The sequence below is a fragment of the Bradyrhizobium sp. BR 10289 genome, from assembly GCF_019455385.1.
GTDB lineage: Bacteria > Pseudomonadota > Alphaproteobacteria > Rhizobiales > Xanthobacteraceae > Bradyrhizobium.
Window position 1 is genome coordinate 127,465 of record NZ_JACOFR010000021.1, and the last position, 19,317, is coordinate 146,781.

Annotated in this window: 13 protein-coding genes; 11 read left to right on the top strand and 2 right to left on the bottom strand. The window is 66.4% G+C overall.

Features of this window, described 5'->3' with window-relative positions:
• Positions 1-11: 11 nt before the first annotated feature.
• Positions 12-893 carry a bifunctional DNA-formamidopyrimidine glycosylase/DNA-(apurinic or apyrimidinic site) lyase gene (mutM, locus tag HYH08_RS28440; RefSeq protein WP_220013139.1) on the bottom strand — a complete coding sequence of 294 codons (882 nt, stop codon included), beginning with the start codon at positions 891-893 and terminating at the stop codon, positions 12-14.
• Positions 894-975: 82 nt separating this feature from the next.
• Between mutM and ubiE the strand changes: the two genes are divergently transcribed.
• The 11 genes from ubiE (at position 976) to trxA (ending at position 18,215) form a co-directional block, all read left to right on the top strand.
• A complete protein-coding gene (gene ubiE, locus HYH08_RS28445) occupies positions 976-1,737 on the top strand; it encodes a bifunctional demethylmenaquinone methyltransferase/2-methoxy-6-polyprenyl-1,4-benzoquinol methylase UbiE (protein WP_220013140.1) in 762 nt (253 codons plus the stop codon).
• A complete protein-coding gene (gene ubiB / locus HYH08_RS28450; RefSeq protein WP_220013141.1) occupies positions 1,734-3,308 on the top strand; it encodes a 2-polyprenylphenol 6-hydroxylase in 1,575 nt (524 codons plus the stop codon). The genes ubiE and ubiB overlap by 4 nt, the downstream gene beginning before the upstream one ends.
• A 72-nt stretch (positions 3,309-3,380) precedes the next feature.
• A complete protein-coding gene (coaBC, locus tag HYH08_RS28455; protein ID WP_220013142.1) occupies positions 3,381-4,820 on the top strand; it encodes a bifunctional phosphopantothenoylcysteine decarboxylase/phosphopantothenate--cysteine ligase CoaBC in 1,440 nt (479 codons plus the stop codon).
• Positions 4,817-5,275 carry a dUTP diphosphatase gene (dut, locus tag HYH08_RS28460; protein WP_220013143.1) on the top strand — a complete coding sequence of 153 codons (459 nt, stop codon included), beginning with the start codon at positions 4,817-4,819 and terminating at the stop codon, positions 5,273-5,275. Before coaBC ends, dut begins: the two co-directional genes overlap by 4 nt.
• 375 nt (positions 5,276-5,650) lie before the next feature.
• On the top strand, positions 5,651-8,155 hold the full coding sequence (locus tag HYH08_RS28465) for a PAS domain-containing sensor histidine kinase (protein WP_220013144.1): 2,505 nt from the start codon (positions 5,651-5,653) through the stop codon (positions 8,153-8,155).
• Positions 8,152-9,678, top strand: coding sequence for a tRNA (adenosine(37)-N6)-threonylcarbamoyltransferase complex ATPase subunit type 1 TsaE (tsaE, locus tag HYH08_RS28470; RefSeq protein WP_220013145.1), 1,527 nt, complete (start codon positions 8,152-8,154; stop codon positions 9,676-9,678). Before HYH08_RS28465 ends, tsaE begins: the two co-directional genes overlap by 4 nt.
• Before the next feature lie 76 nt (positions 9,679-9,754).
• Positions 9,755-10,072: a PilZ domain-containing protein gene (locus tag HYH08_RS28475; protein WP_220013146.1), complete on the top strand. Its 318-nt coding sequence runs from the start codon at positions 9,755-9,757 to the stop codon at positions 10,070-10,072.
• Positions 10,073-10,211: 139 nt separating this feature from the next.
• Positions 10,212-10,934: a nucleotidyltransferase family protein gene (locus tag HYH08_RS28480; protein ID WP_220013147.1), complete on the top strand. Its 723-nt coding sequence runs from the start codon at positions 10,212-10,214 to the stop codon at positions 10,932-10,934.
• A 241-nt stretch (positions 10,935-11,175) separates the two neighbouring features.
• The gene (gene addB / locus HYH08_RS28485) at positions 11,176-14,322 is read left to right on the top strand and encodes a double-strand break repair protein AddB (RefSeq protein ID WP_220013148.1); all 3,147 of its coding nucleotides are present in this window, start codon (positions 11,176-11,178) and stop codon (positions 14,320-14,322) included.
• Positions 14,316-17,825 carry a double-strand break repair helicase AddA gene (gene addA / locus HYH08_RS28490; RefSeq protein WP_220013149.1) on the top strand — a complete coding sequence of 1,170 codons (3,510 nt, stop codon included), beginning with the start codon at positions 14,316-14,318 and terminating at the stop codon, positions 17,823-17,825. Before addB ends, addA begins: the two co-directional genes overlap by 7 nt.
• 69 nt (positions 17,826-17,894) lie before the next feature.
• A complete protein-coding gene (gene trxA, locus HYH08_RS28495) occupies positions 17,895-18,215 on the top strand; it encodes a thioredoxin (protein ID WP_007598398.1) in 321 nt (106 codons plus the stop codon).
• A 224-nt stretch (positions 18,216-18,439) separates the two neighbouring features.
• Here trxA and HYH08_RS28500 read toward each other — a convergent pair whose 3' ends face one another.
• The gene (locus HYH08_RS28500; protein WP_220013150.1) at positions 18,440-19,180 is read right to left on the bottom strand and encodes a metallophosphoesterase family protein; all 741 of its coding nucleotides are present in this window, start codon (positions 19,178-19,180) and stop codon (positions 18,440-18,442) included.
• Positions 19,181-19,317 lie beyond the last annotated feature (137 nt).

Genomic DNA, 19,317 nt, shown 5'->3' on the forward strand with positions numbered 1-19,317 from the left:
CAACCCGATCCTCACTTCTGACATTTCGGACACCAGAACGTCGACCGGCCGTTCTGGGTGAAGCGCTTGACCGTGCCGCCGCAGCCGGGCGTCGTGCATTTTTCGCCCTCGCGGTCATAGACCTTGAACGAATGCTGGAAATAGCCGAGCTCACCCGAGGTCTGGCGGTGATCGCGCAGTGACGATCCGCCGGCCTTGATGGCGTCGTTGAGCACGGTGTGGATCGCACCGACCAATCGTTTGGCGTAATCGGTCGGTTCGCCCCTCTTGGTCGAGAGTGTCGCGGCAATGCGGCGCGGCGACAGATGCGAGCGATGCAGGGCCTCGCAGACATAGATGTTGCCGAGCCCCGCGACCACGCGCTGATCCAGCAATGCGGCTTTCAGGCTGGTGGTCTTGTCCTGGCAGGCGCGTGCCAGCATCGCGGCGTCGAATTCGTTGCCGAGCGGCTCGGGGCCGAGACCGCGCAGCAGCGGCTCGTCCTCAAGCGCGTCGCGCGCGATCACTTTCATGTAACCGAAGCGCCTGGGATCGTTGAAGACGATGTCGGCGCCGGAGGACATCCGAAACAGCACGTGGTCGTGCGTGGAGTCCTTACCCTTGGGATAATGAAACTCACCCGGCGCGGCCTCGTCGTCCGGCTTGATGACGCGGAACGAGCCCGACATGCCCAGATGCATCAGCAGCACGTCGCCGGAGCCGAGATCGGCCATGAGATATTTTGCACGGCGGCCGAGCCCGGTGACGATCTGCCCCTTCAGCCGGGCCACGAAGTCCGGCTGGAACGGAAACCGCAGATCCGGCCGGCGGGCCTCCGCGACCAGGATCTTTGCGCCCTCCATGACGGGCTGAAGGCCGCGGCGGACGGTCTCGACTTCGGGCAATTCAGGCATGGTCAGGCATTCACCTTATGGAGGCGGTGTGATAGCGCCATTGCGGCGGGCAGGCTATGGTCCGCCCTCGTGGAGTAGAGTAATGGATCGGCCGGGCGAAACCACGCATTTTGGCTTCAAGGACGTTCCCCTCGGGGACAAGCAGACGCTGGTGAACGATGTGTTTCACAGCGTGGCGTCGCGCTATGATTTGATGAACGATCTGATGTCCGGTGGCCTGCACCGGGTCTGGAAGGACATCATGATCAACGCGCTCAACCCGCCCAGGGGCGACCGGCCGTTCGCGTTGCTCGACGTCGCCGGCGGCACCGGCGATATCTCGTTCCGCGCCGCCAAGGCGGCGGGCGCTGGCTTCCATGCTACCGTCTGCGACATCAATTCCGGGATGCTCGACGTCGGCCGCGAGCGCGCCATCAAGCAACATCTCGAGACCCAGGTCGATTTCGTCGAAGGCAATGCCGAAGCGCTCGCCTTCGCCGACCGCAGCTTTGACGCATATACGATCGCCTTCGGCATTCGCAACGTGCCACGGATCGATCTTGCGCTGCGCGAGGCCTATCGCGTGCTGAAGCCCGGCAGCCGTTTCCTGTGCCTGGAATTCTCCACCGTCGAGATGCCGGGCCTCGACAAGCTCTATGACCTGTTCTCGTTCAAGGTGATCCCGCCGCTCGGCCGCATGGTCACGGGCGACGCCGAGTCTTACCAATATCTGGTCGAATCGATCCGCAAGTTTCCGAAGCCGAACGCCTTCGCCGACATGATCCGCGACGCCGGCTTTGCCCGCGTGAGCTGGCAGACCCTGTCCGGCGGCATCGTCGCACTGCATTCGGGCTGGCGTTTGTGATCTCTGCCATCACCCACATTTCGCGCCTGATCCGCGCCGCGTTCGTGTTTGCGCGCGAAGGCGTGTTCGGCGCCGTCGATCCGAGCCTGGTGCCGCCGCCGGGACAGCTGGCGCTCAAGCTGGCGCGCATCGTCGAACGCCGCGGCGCCAAGTATGGCCCGCGGATCTCGCGCGCGCTGACGCGTATGGGCCCGGCCTATCTCAAGCTCGGCCAGTTCCTGGCGACACGCCCTGACGTCGTCGGCCTGAATATGGCGCGCGACCTCGAAAGCCTGCAGGATCGCCTGCCGCCGTTTCCGCAGGCCGAAGCCGAGGCCGTCATCGCGACATCGCTGGAGCGGCCGCTGAACGATGTGTTCGTCAGCCTCAGCCCGCCGGTTGCGGCCGCCTCGATCGCACAGGTGCATCGCGGCGAGGTCGAGCACGCCGGCATTCGCAAGCCTGTTGCCGTCAAAGTGCTCCGGCCCAACGTAGCCGCGCGCTTCCGTCGCGACCTCTCCGATTTCTTCTACGTCGCACACAAGGCCGAGGCCTATTCGGCTGAAGCACGACGGCTGCGCCTGGTCGAGGTCATCAACACCATGTCGCGCTCGGTCGCGATGGAGATGGACCTGCGGCTGGAAGCCGCCGCGCTGTCGGAGATGGCGGAGAATACGCAGGATGATCCCGATTTTCGTGTGCCGACCGTGGACTGGGACCGCACCACGCACAACGTGCTGACGATGGAGTGGATCGACGGCATCGCGCTGAACGACCACAAGCGCCTCGCCGAAGCCCAAGTCGATCTGCCCGATCTCGGCCGCAAGGTGATCCAGAGCTTTTTGCGGCATGCGCTGCGCGACGGCTTCTTTCACGCCGACATGCATCCCGGCAATCTGTTCCTCGACGACGCCGGCCGCCTGGTCGCAGTCGATTTCGGCATCATGGGCCGGCTCGGCATGAAGGAGCGGCGCTTCCTCGCCGAGATCCTGCTCGGCTTCATCACCCGGGATTATCGCCGCGTCGCCGAAGTGCATTTCGAGGCGGGCTACGTCCCGTCGCATCACTCGGTCGAGAATTTTGCGCAGGCGATCCGCGCCATCGGCGAGCCCATCCACAACCGCACCGCCGAGGAGATCTCGATGGCGCGGCTCTTGACGCTGCTGCTCGAGGTCACCGGCCTGTTCGACATGACGACGCGGCCCGAGCTGATCCTGCTGCAGAAGACCATGGTCGTGGTGGAGGGCGTGGCGCGCGGCTTCGATCCCAAGCTCGACATCTGGAAGATCGCCGACCCCGTCGTGCGCGAATGGATCGAGCGCAATCTCGGACCGATCGGCCGGGTGCAGGGCGCGCTGGCCGGTGGCGGCGATCTCGCCCGGGTGCTGATGCGCCTGCCCGACATCGCCCAGCGCTCGGTCGCCGTGCTCGAGCAGCTCGAGACCATGACGCGGGAGGGCATAAGGTTGTCGCCGGAGAGCATCGCCGCGATGGGCCGCAGCGAAGGGCGCAAGAACCGCTGGCGCACCGTCGCGCTCTGGATCATCGCCGCGACCTTCATCGGAATCCTGATCGCTGTCCGGAATCTGTGATTGCCAAACCACTTGATTGCATTGCAATCAAACAGATGATAGCAATGCCATCATCTGTGCTGGAGGGGCGTCATGGCAAGCCTGACCATCCGTAAGCTCGACGAACACGTCAAAACCTATCTGCGGCTCCGCTCGGCCAAAAACCACAGATCGGTCGAGGAAGAGGTCCGGGTCATCCTGCGGGAGCTGATCGAGGGTCGCGAGGAGCCGCTGACGCCGTTCTCGGCGCCGCCGGCTCCATCCACCGCCCCCATGGCCCAGCGCACCGGCGCTGTCCCCGAGGCCAGTGTCACCCTGATCATCGGCGGCGGCATCGCGGCCTACAAGTCGCTCGACCTGATCCGGCGGCTGAAGGAGCGGCGCATCGAGGTCCGCTGCGTGCTGACCAAGGCGGCCCAGCAATTCGTCACGCCGCTCGCCGTGAGCGCGCTGTCGCACGAGCGCGTCTACACCGATCTGTTCGACCCCCAGAGCGAGTCCGACGCCGGCCACATCCGCCTCGCACGCGACTGCGATCTGATCGTGGTGGCGCCCGCGACCGCCGATCTGATGGCGAAGATGGCGAACGGCCATGCCGACGATCTCGCCAGCGCCATCCTGCTTGCCACCAACCGCAAGGTCCTGATTGCACCGGCGATGAATCCGCTGATGTGGAACAACGCCGCGACACGCCGCAACGTCGCGCAACTCCAGCGCGACGGCATCCTGTTCATCGGACCCAATTCCGGCGAGATGGCCGAAGCCGGCGAAGCCGGTGTCGGCCGCATGTCGGAGGCGATCGAGATCGCGACCGCCGCCGAAAAACTGCTGCGGCCGCCGGTGCCGCGGCCGCTTGCCGGCAAGCGCGTGCTGATCACCGCGGGGCCGACGCACGAGCCGATCGATCCGGTGCGCTATATCGCCAACCGCTCGTCCGGCAAGCAGGGCTTTGCCATTGCCGCCGCGGCGCAGGCCGCCGGCGCCGAGGTGATTCTGGTGAGCGGCCCGGTCGATCTCGACGATCCCACTGGTGTCACCGTGAAGCATGTCGAATCCGCACGGCAGATGCTGGAACAGGTGCAGGCCGCGCTGCCCGTGGACATCGCGATCTTCGCCGCCGCGGTCGCCGACTGGCGCGTCGCCAATGAGGGCGAGCAGAAGCTGAAGAAGACATCAGCCGGCATGCCGCCGCTGCAGCTGGTCGAGAACCCCGACATCCTCGCCACGATCTCGAAGCTGACCGACAAGCGGCCGCCGCTGGTGATCGGCTTTGCCGCCGAGACCGAGCATCTCATCGACAACGCAAAATCAAAACTCGCCCGCAAGGGCTGCGACTGGATCGTCGCCAACGACGTCTCGCCGGCCACCGGCGTGATGGGCGGCGACCGCAACACCGTGCATTTGATAAGCCGCAAGGACGGTGAATTCGCAGTTGATTCCTGGCCGGTGATGACCAAGGAACAGGTCGCCATCGAGCTGGTCGCGCATGTCGCCAAAAGCGTGACCGGCAAATCCCTGGAGTCCGCATCTTGAGCACGAAGGTTACCGTCGAACTGCAGCAGCTGGCCCATGCCGAAGGCCTGCCGCTGCCGGCCTATCAGACCACGGATGCTGCCGGTCTCGACCTGATGGCCGCGGTACCCGACAGCGAGCCGATGACGCTCGCCCCCGGCCAATACGCGTTGGTGCCGACGGGACTCGCGATCGCATTGCCGTCGGGCTTTGAGGCGCAGGTGCGTCCGCGCTCGGGGCTTGCCGCCAAACACGGCGTCACCGTGCTGAACTCGCCGGGGACGATCGACGCGGATTACCGCGGCGAGATCAAGGTGATCCTGATCAATCACGGCCAGGCGCCGTTCGTGATCAAGCGCGGCGAGCGCATCGCGCAGATGGTGATCGCACCGGTGGTGCAGGCCAAGCTGGTTCCGGTGGCGACGCTGTCAGCGACTGATCGCGGCGCCGGTGGGTTTGGGTCGACGGGGCGGTAGCCGAGCTGCGAGTGAGGACACCTCTCCCGCTTGCGGGAGAGGTCGCGGAGCGAAGCGACGCGGGTGAGGGTTCTTTCCTCTGGGGGATTGTCCCGATGCGGAACGAGCCCTCTCCCCAACCCTCCCCCGCAAGCGGGGGAGGGAGCGCACCTACGTCGCGGAAACAATCTCGTTCACCCGCTAACACCCGACACCCCCAACCGAATCACCCGCAGAACTACGTGAGGCGGGAACCGCGCGCCCCGCATTTTTTTGGAGCCGCCTTTGCGTTCACGATCTGGACTCTTACCGGCGGAGTCACCGCGGGGTTATTGTCTTTTGATTCGCGCACGACGGGGGTCGCAGCGCGTACATTCGTGCGGTCTTGGGGCAACTATGTCAGGCGTGATCGTGTCGATGCGTCGGACGTTGCTGTCGTGCACATCTCTCGTGCGCAACGGCATTTTGGGAGGCGCTCTCGCAGCGCTGCTGCCGGCTGCGCCGGCTGAGGCCGCCGACCTCGTCGACACACTTTCGATAATGCTGGACTTCAACCGGCAGGAACTCGCGGTGCTCGCCACTGCGCTGGCCTTGCTCGGATTCTCGGTCGTGGCCGCGATCCTGCTGATGCGCACGCGCGTGGGCCGAGCCAAGACCGAGGCGCGGCTGCGCGCGCGGATCGGGGAACTGCAGCTCCAGGCCGACCGCTACGGCGCGCTGCTGTTCGCCGAGCCGCAGATCCTGATCTCCTGGCCGGCGGGCGATGACCGCGCGCAGATTTCCGGCGACATTGCGATGGTGCTGCCGCGCGACCCGACGCCGCAGCGCGTGCTCGCGTTCGGAACCTGGCTGCCGCCGGAACCCGCCCTGCAGATGGACCACGCCGTCGATGCGCTGCGCGATCGCGGCGACGGGTTCCAGCTCACGCTGACGACCGCCAACGGCCGCACGCTGGAAGCGCTCGGCCGCGCCATCGGCGGCCAGGCCATTGTCAGGATTCGCGAACTTTCGGGTCTGCGGCGCGAATTGGCCGAGACCAATCTGCGCTTCAAGGCGCTCTCAGACGAAACCGAGATGCTGCGCGGCTTCGCCACCGCCGCACCGTGGCCGATCTGGGCCAAGGCCGAGAACGGCGCGCTCACCTTTGCCAACCCGGCCTATGTCCGCGCCACCGAGGCGGCCAGCATCGCTGATGCCCAGGAGCGCAAGCTCGAGCTGCTCGACAGCGCCGACCGCACCGCGATGGAGCGGGGCCTGAAAGAGGCCGCCAATTTCACCTCGCGGCTGCCGATCGTGATCGGCGGCGAGCGGCGCATGTATGACGTGCGCGCCGTCAATGTCGGCAGCGGCAGTGTCGGCGTCGCCATCGACGCCAGCGAGGCGGACGGGTTGAGCTCGGCCCTGGTGCGGATGGCGGAGGCGCATCGCCGCACGCTCGACCAGCTCTCCTCGGGCGTTGCCGTGTTCGACGGCCAGCGGCGCCTTGCCTTCTACAACGACTCGTACCGCCGGCTGTGGGACCTCGACCGCAACTTCCTCGACACCCATCCCGACGATTCCAGCGTGCTCGACCAGCTGCGCGCCGGGCGCAAATTGCAGGAGCAGCCGGATTTCCGCGCCTGGAAGGCCAAGCTGCACGAGGCCTATCGCGCCGTCGAGACCGCTAAGGACACCTGGTACCTGCCCGACGGCCGCGCGCTCTCCGTCGTCACCACGCCGAATCCCGAGGGCGGCGTCACCTATTTGTTCGACGACGTCACCGAGAGCCTCGACCTCGCCCGCCGCTTCGACGGCATGATCCGGGTCCAGCGCGAGACGCTGGACAGCCTTGCCGAGGGCGTCGCGGTGTTCGGCAGCAACGGCAAGGCGCAGCTGTTCAACCCGGCCTTCGTGCGGATGTGGAAGCTGTCGGCCGACGCCATGCGCGACGAGCCGCACATCCAGACCGTCGAAGGCTGGTGCCATCAGCTGTTCGACGACCCACACGTCTGGCGGCAGATCCGCGAGGCCATCACCTCGATCGAAAACCGCGTCGACGTGCCGCTCAAGCTGGAGCGCAAGGACGGCAGCGTGCTCGACGGCATGATCCGGCCGCTGCCTGACGGCGCCACCATGCTGACGTTCCAGGACATCACCGACACCGAGAATGTCGAGCGTGCGCTGCGCGAGCGCAACGAGGCGCTGGAGACCGCCGACCAGATGAAGGTGGATTTCGTCCACCACGTCTCCTACGAGCTGCGCTCGCCGCTCACCACCATCATCGGCTTTGCGCATTTCCTCAGCGATCCCTCGACCGGGCCGCTGACGCCGAAGCAGGCCGAGTATCTCGACTACGTCACCAAATCGACCAATGCGCTTCTGGCGCTGACCAACAACATCCTCGATCTCGCCACCATCGATGCCGGCGCGATGAAGCTGGAACTCGGCCCGGTCGACGTCAGCAAGGCCATCGAGCTCGCCGCGGAAGGCATCCAGGACCGCCTCGCCACCGACCGCATCCGCCTCAAGGTCGAGATCGCGCCCGATGTCGGCAGCTTCGTCGGCGACGAGAAGCGCGTGGTCCAGGTGCTCTATAACCTGCTCGCCAACGCCGTCGGCTTCTCTCCCCAGGATTCCACCGTCGGCATCAGCGCGCGCCGCACCGAGCGCAGCGTAGTCTTCACCGTGACAGATTCCGGCCCTGGAATACCGGCCGACATGAAGGACAAGGTGTTCAACTGGTTCGAAAGCCGCTCGCAGGGCTCGCGTCACCGCGGCGCCGGGCTCGGCCTGTCGCTGGTGCGCTCCTTCGTCGAGCTGCATGGCGGCAAGGTGCGGGTGGATTCGATCGTCGGCCGCGGCACGGTCGTGATCTGCGACTTCCCGACCGACCAGGCGGCGCATCGCGACGCCGCCGAATGAGCGCGCCCGCCACATTCTCCGTCGCGCTCGTCAACGAGACGGCCACCGCGCAATTGATGGCCGATCTCGCGCTGCTGGTCGGTCCCGGCGATGTCATCACGCTCACCGGCGATCTCGGTGCCGGCAAGACTGCCGCCGCCCGCGCGCTGATCCGCTATCTCGCCGGCGACGACGAACTCGAAGTGCCGAGCCCGACCTTCACGCTGGTGCAAGGCTACGAGCTGCCGCCGTTCCCGGTAATGCATGCCGATCTCTACCGCGTCGAGGACGAGAGCGAGCTCGAGGAGATCGGGCTGTCGCCGCTGCCCGAGGCCACGCTGGTCCTGATCGAATGGCCGGAGCGCGCGCCGTCGGCGATGCCGGAGGATCGGATCGACATCGTTCTGACGCATCGTCCCGCGCTCGGCGCGAATGCGCGTGCCGCCGATATCACCGGTTACGGCAAGGCCGCCGCCACCGTCGCGCGGCTGAAGGCGCTGCGGGAATTCCTCGACGCATCTGGCTACATGGATGCAACGCGCAGGCGCATGGCCGGCGATGCCTCGATACGCTCCTATGCGAGGCTTTTACGCGACGACGGAATCGTCATCCTCATGAACTCGCCGCAGCGGCCGGACGGTGCGGCGCTCTACGACGGAAAATCCTATAGCGCGGCGGTGCATCTCGCCGAGAATATCAGGCCGTTCGTCGCCATCGACGAGGGCCTGCGCGCGCAGGGACTGTCCGCGCCCAAAATCCATCATGTCGATCTCGACCACGGTTTCCTGATCAGTGAGGATTTCGGCATCGAAGGCGTGATCGAGGGCGATCCGCCGCGGCCGATCGTCGAACGCTACGAGGCTGCGACAGACGCGCTCGCCATGCTCCACGGCAAGGCGCTGCCGGACACGCTGCCGCTGGACGGGCAGAGCTACGCCATTCCCGTCTTCGACATCGAGGCGATGCTGATCGAGATCGGATTGATGCCGGAATGGTATCTGCCAGATCGCAACGCGCCGCTCAGCGACGAGAAGCGTGCAGAATTCTTTGCGATGTGGCGCGAGCTGCTCAAGAAGCCGCTGGCCGCGCCGAAGACCTGGATCATCCGCGACTATCACTCGCCCAATCTGATCTGGCTCGCTGACCGCGCCGGCATCGAACGCGTCGGCGTGATCGACTTCCAGGACACCGTGCTGGGGCCGAAATCCTACGACGTGGTGTCGCTGCTGCAGGACGCCCGCATCGACGTGCCCGAGACCGTCGAGCTGACGCTGCTGTCGCGCTACATCAAGGCACGGCGCGCGGACGATCCGAGCTTCGATGCGGCCGGTTTCGCCGAGCTCTACGCCATCATGTCGGCGCAGCGGAACACGCGGCTGCTCGGCACCTTCGCCCGGCTCAACCGCCGCGACGGCAAGCCGCACTATCTTCGCCACCAGCCGCGGATCTGGACCTATCTGCAGCGTTCGCTGGCGCATCCGGCGCTGGAGCATCTGCGCGACTGGTATCTGGCGAACGTCCCGCCGCCGCAATCCGGAACCTGATTTACCGGCTGTTAGCCATCGCATCGGTATCATCGCCCGCAGGCAGCCGGACAAAGACGGGGCTGGAGCAAGGCAGATGGCGGTCAAGACGGACCAGCGTGGCAACAGCCGGGTTGTTTTCGAGCGCGGGATACCGGCCCAGATGATGGGCATTGACGGCACCTGGCGGCGCGAATGCACCATGGAGGACGTCTCCGAGAGCGGCGCCAAGCTGACCATCGACGGTTCGGTCGAGGGCTTGCATCTGAAGGAATTTTTTCTCCTGCTGTCGTCCACCGGACTTGCCTACCGGCGCTGCGAGCTGGCCTGGGTCAATGGCGACCAGATCGGCGTCAATTTCCTGAAGGTCGGCGACAAGAAGAAAAAGGCGCGTTCCACAGCCGTCGGGGCGTGAGCGCAACACACGTCGCACAACCGTCACGGCGGGTGATTAAGGCGGTTGAGACGCGATGCGGTTGATTAAATCCGTGTTAGGATTGCTGCGAACACGAAATTTGAAGGTCTGAGAAGGCCAAGGTCTGAGAAAGCGAAGGATGTCCGTCAAGCCGACCAAAGCCATGGTGCTCGCCGCAGGGTTCGGACTGCGCATGCGTCCGTTGACGGACAAGATGCCGAAGCCGATGGTGCCGGTCGCGGGCCAACCGCTGCTCGACCACGTGCTCGACAAGCTCGGTCAGGCCGGCGTGACCGAGGCCGTGGTCAATGTGCACTATCTGCCGGACCAGATCATCGAGCACACCGCGAAGCGCCAGCTTCCGCACGTCACCATCTCGGACGAGCGCGACCAGGTGCTCGGCACCGGCGGCGGCGTGGTGAAGGCGCTGCCGCTGCTCGGCAATGAGCCGTTCTTCCACGTCAATTCCGACACGCTGTGGATCGACGGCGTGCGCTCCAACCTGACGCGGCTTGCGGAAAACTTCGACCCCGCGCGCATGGACATCCTGCTGCTGATGGCGCCGACCGCGACCAGCATCGGCTATAGCGGCCGCGGCGATTACGGCATGATGGCCGACGGCGCCTTGCGCAAGCGCAAGGAGAAGGAGGTCGTGCCGTTCGTCTATGCCGGCGCGGCGATCTTCTCGCCGAAGATTTTCGAAGGCGCGCCGCAGGGCGAGTTCTCGCTGACCAAGATGTTCGACCGTGCGGGTGAGCAGGAGCGCCTGTTCGGCCTGCGCCTCGACGGCGTCTGGATGCATGTCGGCACGCCCGACGCGGTGCACGCCGCGGAAGAGGCGTTTCTGGAGAGCGTGGCGTAGCGCACTCTCGTGTCCCGGACGCGGTGCGGCGCGAAGTGCCGCTCCGCAGAGCCGGGACCCAGAGAGCTGCGGCAACGCGCGGCGGGATGGGCCCCGGCTCAGCGGCGCATCACTGCGTGCTGCGCCGCGTCCGGGGCACGAGTGCTGTGGTCGCGCGAACAGCGGGGAAAGTCACCGCTCCGCCCCATGACCATTCGACTCCACCTCCCTATATTGCCTGATCCTTCGAATCAGGCAGTCCATGCGCGTCTTCAGCGTTCCCCTCTCAGTTCCGTTCCTGCGCACGATCGTCTCGGCTCTGCTGGACGGCCGGCTGGTGGAGGGATTCGAGGCGCGCAAGGAACCGGCGCGGCTGGCCGACGCCACGCTGTATCTGCCGACCCGTCGCGCCATGCGCGTCGTCCGCGAGATCTTCCTCGACGAGATGAAGGCCGACGCGGTCGTGCTGCCGCGCATCGTCGCGCTCGGCGACATCGACGAGGACGAGCTCGCCTTCGCCGATGAGGGCGAGCAGCAGTTTTCAGGCAGCACGCCGCTCGACATTCCGCCGCGGCTCGGCGAACTCGAACGGCGGCTGACGCTGGCGCAGCTCGTCGCCGCCTGGGCGAGGCGTCCCGTACTCTCACCGCTCGTCGTCGGCGGCCCCGCCTCGACACTGGCATTGGCCGGCGATCTCGCGCGCCTGATCGACGACATGGTGACGCGCGGCGTCGACTGGAGCAAGCTTCGAGGCCTGGTGCCGGATCAGCTTGATCAATACTGGCAGCATTCACTCCAGTTCCTGAACATCGCCAGCGAGACTTGGCCCGCTCATCTCGCCGAGATCAACCGGATCGAGCCCGCGGCGCGGCGCGATCTGCTGATTGCTGCCGAAGCCAGGCGTTTGACCGCGCATCCTCATGGCCCCGTGATCGCGGCCGGCTCGACCGGCTCGATGCCCGCCACTGCAAAATTCCTGCACGCGGTCGCACAGCTTGCGCATGGCGCCGTGGTGCTGCCGGGCCTCGACACCGATCTCGACGACGATGCTTGGCGCAGCATCGGCGGCAGCAGGGACCTGCTGGGCATCACCGAGAATCCCACCTCGAACCATCCGCAATATGCCATGCATGCGCTGCTGGATCGCTTCGGCATCAAGCGCAGCGACGTCGAGATCCTCCAGTCGCCCGCCGAAAACGGCCGCGATCTGCTGGCCTCGGAATCGATGCGGCCTTCGGACAAGACGGAAGTCTGGCACGATCGGCTGAAGCAGCCCGATGTCGCGGCGAAGATCGCGAGCGGCATGAAAAACCTCGCGGTCGTCGAAGCGCCCAACCCCGAAATGGAAGCGCTCGCGATCGCCATTGCGATGCGCGAGGCGCGGCATCTCGGCAAATCCGCGGCGCTGGTGACGCCGGACCGCGCGCTGGCGCGGCGGGTGATGGCCGCGCTGACGCGATGGGATCTCGCCTTCGACGATTCCGGCGGCGACGTCCTGATGGAAACCTCAGCCGGCATCTTTGCGCGGCTTGTGGCGGAAGCGGCGACGAAGGGCCTGGAGCCGCCGACGCTGCTGGCGATGCTGAAGCATCCGCTGTGCCGGCTCGGCCGCGCGGCCGGCGGATGGAAAGCAGAGATCGAAGGCCTCGAGCTCGCGGTCCTGCGCGGCACGCGCCCGCCTGCGGCGAGCAGTGGCTTGCTACGCGAATTCAACCGCTTTCGCGACGAGCTGACAAAACTGGGGCGCGGCGAAGTCTCCGCGCTGCACAAGGCCGAGCCGCGCGCGCGACTCAAGGCGGAAGATCTCGATCGCATCCAGGCGCTGGTCGATGCCTTGCAGAAAGCCCTGGCACCGATCGAGAGCCTCGCACCGCTGAAACCGTTCGACTTCGCCGAGCTCGCGCACCGGCATCGCGAGATCATGATCGAGCTGTCGCGCGACGAGCAGGGCATTCCGCTCGCCTTCGAGGAGCGGGAAGGGCTCGCGCTCGCAAGCGCCTTCGACGATCTCCTGCGCGGCGGCACCACCAGCGGCTTGATGGTGACGCTGCCCGACTATGCCGACCTGTTCCAGACCGCGTTCAGCGACCGCGCGGTGCGGCGGCGCGACAAGCCGGGCGCGCGCCTGCAGATCTACGGTCCGCTGGAATCGCGCCTGATGCAGGCCGACCGCATCATCATCGGCGGCCTGATCGAGGGCGTCTGGCCGCCGGCGCCGCGGATTGATCCCTGGCTGAGCCGGCCGATGCGGCACGAGCTCGGTCTCGATTTGCCGGAGCGCCGTATCGGCCTCTCCGCCCACGACTTCGCGCAACTGCTCGGCGGCGAGGAGGTGATCCTCACCCATTCCGCCAAGGCCGGCGGTGCGCCCGCGGTGGCCTCACGCTTCCTGCACCGGCTGGAAGCGGTGGCAGGCGACGAGCTCTGGAAGGCGGCCGTTCGCGCCGGCGAGACATACGTGCGGTTTGCGAGTGCGCTCGATCAGCCCGCCGAGGTCAAGCCGGTCAAGCAGCCCGAGCCGCGGCCGCCGCGCGCGACGCGGCCGCTCGGCATGTCCGTGACCGCGATCGAGGACTGGCTGCGCGACCCCTACACGATCTACGCAAGGTACATTCTGAGGCTCGACGCGCTCGATCCCGTCGACATGCCGCTGTCGGCGGCCGACCGCGGCTCAGCGATCCACGATGCGATCGGCGAATTCACCGAGGCCTACGCGACGCGCCTTCCCGACGATCCCGCACGCCTGCTGCGCGCGATCGGCGAGAAGCATTTTGCACCACTGATGGAGCGCCCCGAGGCCAAGGCCTTGTGGTGGCCGCGCTTCCAGCGCATCGCGCGCTGGTTCGGCGAATGGGAGACGGCACGGCGCAAGACGATCGAAGCGATCAAGGCGGAGACGCGCGGCGAGATCTCGATCCGGCTCGATCCCGCGCGCAGCTTCACCCTGTCCGCCCGCGCCGACCGCATCGAGCGGCGCCAAGGCGGCGGCTACGCCATTCTCGACTACAAGACGGGCCAGCCGCCGACCGGCAAGCAGGTCCGCATGGGCCTGTCGCCGCAGCTGACGCTGGAAGCCGCGATCCTGCGCGAGGGCGGTTTCCCCGACATCGACGCCGGCGCATCCGTGAGCCAGCTCGTCTATGTCCGCCTCAGCGGCAACAATCCGCCCGGCGAGGAACGCATCCTCGAGCTCAAATACAGGCCGGGCGACGAGCCGCAGCCGCCTGACACGGCGGCGGCGGAAGCGCGCGCCAAGCTTGAGGCATTGATCCGCGCCTTCGACGACGAGAACCAGCCCTACACCTCGCTCAACCTGCCGATGTGGACCAACCGCTACGGCGCCTATGACGATCTCGCCCGGATCAAGGAATGGTCCGCGGCCGGCGGCCTGGGGATCGAGGAATGGTGAAGCTGCCCCGCCCCATCCCTGACGAGGTGCGTGCGCGGCAGGCGCGCGCATCGGATCCGACGGCCTCGGCCTTCGTGTCGGCCAATGCCGGCTCGGGCAAGACCCATGTGCTGGTACAGCGCGTGATCCGCCTCTTGCTGTCAGGCGTGCCGCCGGAAAAGATCCTCTGCATCACCTTCACCAAGGCCGCCGCCGCCAACATGGCCGAGCGCGTGTTCACCACGCTTGGCCATTGGGTGACGCTCGATGATGAGGCGCTCAACGGAGCGATCAAGGCGGTTGGCATTCCTCATCCCGATCGCGACTTGCGGCGCAAAGCGCGAAAGCTGTTCGCATGCGCGCTCGAGACCCCGGGCGGATTGAAGGTGCAGACCATCCACGCGCTGTGCACGCGCCTGCTTCAGCAGTTTCCGTTCGAGGCCAATGTGCCTGCGCGCTTCGCCGTCATCGACGATCGCGACCAGAACGACATGATGGAGCGCGCCAATCTGAAGGTGTTTTTGGAGGCCGCGCGCGCGCCCGATAGCATTACCGGCCGCGCGCTGCTGACCGCGATGGCGAGCGCCGCCGACGTCACCTTCAAGGAGGTCGTGCGCGAGGCTTGCCTGAGCCGCGATCATTTCATGGCCTGGACCGACGAAGCCGGCAACGCCGAAGCCGCCGCCGCGCAGATGGCGGCGGTGCTGGGCGTTGACGCCGCGGACCGCCTCGAGGACGTCGAGACGGAGATTCTCGACGGCCCGTATCTGCCGCGCTCGCGCTGGGACGATATCGCCCTCGCGCTGCAGGACGGCAGCAAGTCCGACAATGATCAGGCGAGCCGCCTTCGCGAGGCCAAGGTGTTTTCCGGCGCCGCGCAGGTCGATGCCTATCTCTGCGTCTTCCTCACCGACGACAAATCGCCGCGCAAGTCCGTGCTGACCAAGAAGTTTTGCGAGCAAAACCCATCCGTCGCCCGCCTGTTCGAGAACGAGGTGTCTCGCCTCGCCGGATTGATCGAGAAACGGCGCGCGGTCACGATGCGCGATCGCACTGCGGCCCTGTTGCACATCGCGACTGCCGCCGCGGCCAACTACCGCCGCGAGAAGCAGGAGCGCGGGCTGCTCGACTATGACGACCTCATCGACAAGACGCTGGCGATGCTCGACCGCGTCTCCTCGGGCTGGGTGCACTACAAGCTCGACCGCGGCGTCGATCACGTCCTGATCGATGAGGCTCAGGATACCAGCCCGCGGCAATGGGACATTGTCGCCCACATCATCTCGGAGTTCACCGCAGGCGAAGGCGCGCGCGAGGGGCTGAACCGCACGGTGTTCGCGGTCGGCGACGAGAAGCAGTCGATCTTCTCGTTCCAGGGCGCCGACCCCCACGAATTCGACGCGCGCAAGCGCGAGCTGCATCGCAAGTTCACGGCAGCCGGTCTGAAATTCGATCCGGTCGCCTTCACCTATTCGTTCCGCTCGGGCGCCGCGATCCTGCATTCGGTCGACCACGTCTTCCGCGATCCCCAGATCTACAAGAGCATCCATTCGGTCGAGATCGGCCATCCCCTGCACAATGCGCTCGCCGATGCCGGCCCGAGCGTGATCGAGCTGTGGGATCTCGCGGAGGCCGACGACCGGCAGGAGATCGAGGGCTGGCGCGCGCCGTTCGACGGCGTTGCCGCCACCAGCCCCGAGGTCAAGCTCGCGCGCAGGATCCAGGCCGAGATCAAGCGGCTGGTCGAAAGCGGCACGCTGACGGGACACGAAGGCGAGCGCCGCCCGCTCCGTTACGGCGACATGCTGATCCTGGTGCGCCGGCGCGGCAATGCGTTCGACGCGGTGATCCAGGCGCTGAAGCATGCCGGCGTTCCCGTCGCCGGCGCCGACCGGCTCAAGCTGACCGAGCATATCGGCATCATCGATTTGATGAACCTCGCAGACGCGCTGCTGCTGCCGCAGGACGACCTCGCGCTCGCGGTGGCGCTGAAGAGCCCGCTGTTCGGGCTCGATGACGACGATTTGTTTACGCTGGCCCATGGCCGCAAGGGATCGCTGCGCCGCGCGCTGGGCGAACACGCGGCGACGGCTGAGAAGTTCGCGACTGTTCTGCGTCGCCTCGAAGCCTGCGAGAGCCGTGCGCGCGAGGAGACGCCGTTCGCATTCTACGCTTGGCTGCTCGGCGGCGACGGCGGCCGCGCCCGCATCCTGCGCCGGCTCGGCCACGAGGCCAACGACGCGCTCGACGAGTTCCTTGAGCTCGCGCTGAACTATGAGCGCAAGGCGCCGGCCTCGCTGCAGGGTTTTATGGCTTGGCTGCGCTCGGCCGACACCGAAGTGAAGCGCGACATGGAGATTTCGCGCGACGAGGTTCGGGTGATGACCGTGCACGGCGCCAAGGGCCTGGAGGCCTCGGTCGTGTTCATGGTCGACACCACATCATCGCCGGCGGATTCGCAGCGGGTTCGGCTGATCAACGTTCCCCGCGGCAACGGCGGCGAGGTCGTGGTCTGGGCCGGCCGCAAGGCCGACGATCCCAAGCCCGTCGCCGACGCGCGCAAGGCGATGATCGAGGAGACCGAGGACGAATATCGCCGCCTGCTCTATGTCGCGATGACGCGCGCGGCTGACCGGCTGATCGTCGGCGGCTGCATGCCCGGCAACATGCGGACGGTGCGCAAGCTGAGCTGGTACGACCTCATCAACACCGGACTATCCGGCTCGGGGCTGAACAAGGAGACGATCGAGACGCCGCTCGGCAAGGTGACCCGCTTCGCCCGTCCGGAGGATGTCGTCGCGCTCGGTACACCCGCGACATCCCTAGACCAGTCCATCGCGCTGCCGGACTGGCTGCGGACGCCGGCGCCGAGCGAGACCATCGAGGACGATCCGGTGCGCCCCTCCGGCCAGTCGGCCGAGGAAGGCCGCAGCGTACGGACCGGCGAATCGGTGCAGTCGCGTGCCCTCGCGCTGCAACGCGGCACGCTGGTGCATCGGCTGCTGCAGTCGCTGCCCGACATCGCCACCGAACGCCGACGCGAGGCCGCGCTCGGCTTCATGAGCCGCAATGCCGCAGAGTGGGCGGAGGCCGACCGCACAGCGCTCGCCGACAAGGTGCTCGCCTTGATCGCCGAGCCGCGCTTTGCCGCCGTCTTTGCCGCCGGCAGCCGGGCCGAGGTCTCGATTGTCGGCAAGCTCGACCGCCCCGGCGGTTCGCCGGCCCTTGTGTCGGGGCAGATCGACCGGCTGGTCGTTCGCCCCGAGGAGGTTTTGATCGTCGATTTCAAGACCAACCAGGCGGCGCCCAGAAGCGCCGCCGAGGCGCCCGCCGCCTATGTCCGGCAGCTGGCGCTGTACCGGGCGGTGCTGGGACGGCTTTATCCCCAAAAGCCCATCCGGGCGGTCCTGCTCTGGACCGAGGCCCTTGAATATATGGAGATTTCAGCCCCCGCGTTGGACGCGGCGCTGGCATCCATTCATGTCGGCGTGAGCGTCCTTGACCCGGCAAGGGGCCGTTCATAGGTTGGGACCATGATCCCCGGCGCGATTCCACGTCGCGCCGATTCTCTTTCAACCGAGTGAGGTACTCCCATGGCCGTTGGCAAGGTTTCCGACACCGATTTCGAAGCCGAAGTGCTCAAGGCAAACGGCCCCGTCGTCGTCGATTTCTGGGCCGAATGGTGCGGCCCCTGCCGCATGATCGCCCCTGCCCTCGACGAGATCGCCGGCGCGATGGGCGACAAGGTCAAGATCGTCAAGCTCAACGTCGACGAAAGCCCGAAGACCGCGTCGAAGTATGGCGTGATGTCGATCCCGACCCTGATGATCTTCAAGGGCGGCGAGATGGCCTCCCGCCAGGTCGGCGCCGCGCCGAAGGCGAAGCTCCAGCAGTGGATCACGTCGGCGGTGTGAGCCGCGGTGAGATCGAAATGTTTTGGAACGGCCGGCGAAAGCCGGCCGTTTTGGTTTGCCGTGCCCGTTTTGTCCTGCCCGGCGCTACCTGCCGCGTGTCATTCCGGGGCACGCGAAGCGTGAACCCGGAATCCATCGGGCCGCATTCTCTGCGGTGAAATGGATTCCGGGTTCGATGCTGCGCATCGCCCCGGAATGACGGTGTAAGGAAATATGCGACGGTACTACCCGATCCACCCGGTCGCGAGTGCGTTCGCCAGCTCCGGCTGATTGTTGCGGCGCGCCAGCTGCGCCATCATTTCGTTATCGTAGGCGACGTGGCGAAACGTCACCTGCCAGCCCCCGACCGTCGGCTGAAGAATCGCATAGCGCGCATCCGGCGTGCCGGCTTCGACGACATGCGGGAACGGATGCACGTCGCGATAGCCGGGGCTGCCGACGCTGCCGGGGTTGACAATCAGCCGGCCATCTCGCAACTGCACCGCCCGCGCAAGATGCGTGTGAGCGCAGAGGATCAGCGACTGTGTGATGCCTTGCGCGAACTGCTCGATGCGATCGAGAGGCGATAGCGCGACCGTACCGTCCGGATGCACGGTGTCGAGCCAATAGATCTCGTCATCCTCGGGCGTCGCGTGGCAGAGAAAGACCTCGCCGCGGTAGATTCGCGTCATCGGCTGCGTGCGCAGCCAGTCGAGTTGCGCGGCATCGAGGGCTTCATAAGCGGGACGATCCCAAGAGCCCATCTTCTCGGGCGGACGGTCGAGCAGATAGCGGTCGTGATTACCGAGCACATTCACCGCATCGAGCTTCATCAAAATCTCGATGGTGCGCTTTGCGTCGAGCGGACCGCTCAGCATGTCGCCGAGATTGACGATGTCGGAGATGCCCTGCGCGCGGATGTCGGCAAGCACCGCCTCCAGCGCGAGATAGTTTCCGTGGACGTCGGCGATTGCGGCAAAACGCATCTTCATTTCCTGTCTCGTGCCCCGGACGCAGCGCAGCGCTACTTCAGCGGTGCGCTGCAGAGCCGGGGCCCATATCGCGGCATTCTGATGGTGTGGACGGCCCCCTACGGCATCAGTTGTGCCAGAATGAGGTTGTC

Coding starts and splice junctions, on each gene's coding strand:
- mutM (WP_220013139.1), bottom strand. CDS start 893: ATGCCTGAATTGCCCGAAGTCGAGACCGTCCGCCGCGGCCTTCAGCCC.
- ubiE (WP_220013140.1), top strand. CDS start 976: ATGGATCGGCCGGGCGAAACCACGCATTTTGGCTTCAAGGACGTTCCC.
- coaBC (WP_220013142.1), top strand. CDS start 3,381: ATGGCAAGCCTGACCATCCGTAAGCTCGACGAACACGTCAAAACCTAT.
- HYH08_RS28465 (WP_220013144.1), top strand. CDS start 5,651: ATGTCAGGCGTGATCGTGTCGATGCGTCGGACGTTGCTGTCGTGCACA.
- tsaE (WP_220013145.1), top strand. CDS start 8,152: ATGAGCGCGCCCGCCACATTCTCCGTCGCGCTCGTCAACGAGACGGCC.
- HYH08_RS28475 (WP_220013146.1), top strand. CDS start 9,755: ATGGCGGTCAAGACGGACCAGCGTGGCAACAGCCGGGTTGTTTTCGAG.
- HYH08_RS28480 (WP_220013147.1), top strand. CDS start 10,212: ATGTCCGTCAAGCCGACCAAAGCCATGGTGCTCGCCGCAGGGTTCGGA.
- addB (WP_220013148.1), top strand. CDS start 11,176: ATGCGCGTCTTCAGCGTTCCCCTCTCAGTTCCGTTCCTGCGCACGATC.
- addA (WP_220013149.1), top strand. CDS start 14,316: ATGGTGAAGCTGCCCCGCCCCATCCCTGACGAGGTGCGTGCGCGGCAG.
- trxA (WP_007598398.1), top strand. CDS start 17,895: ATGGCCGTTGGCAAGGTTTCCGACACCGATTTCGAAGCCGAAGTGCTC.
- HYH08_RS28500 (WP_220013150.1), bottom strand. CDS start 19,180: ATGCGTTTTGCCGCAATCGCCGACGTCCACGGAAACTATCTCGCGCTG.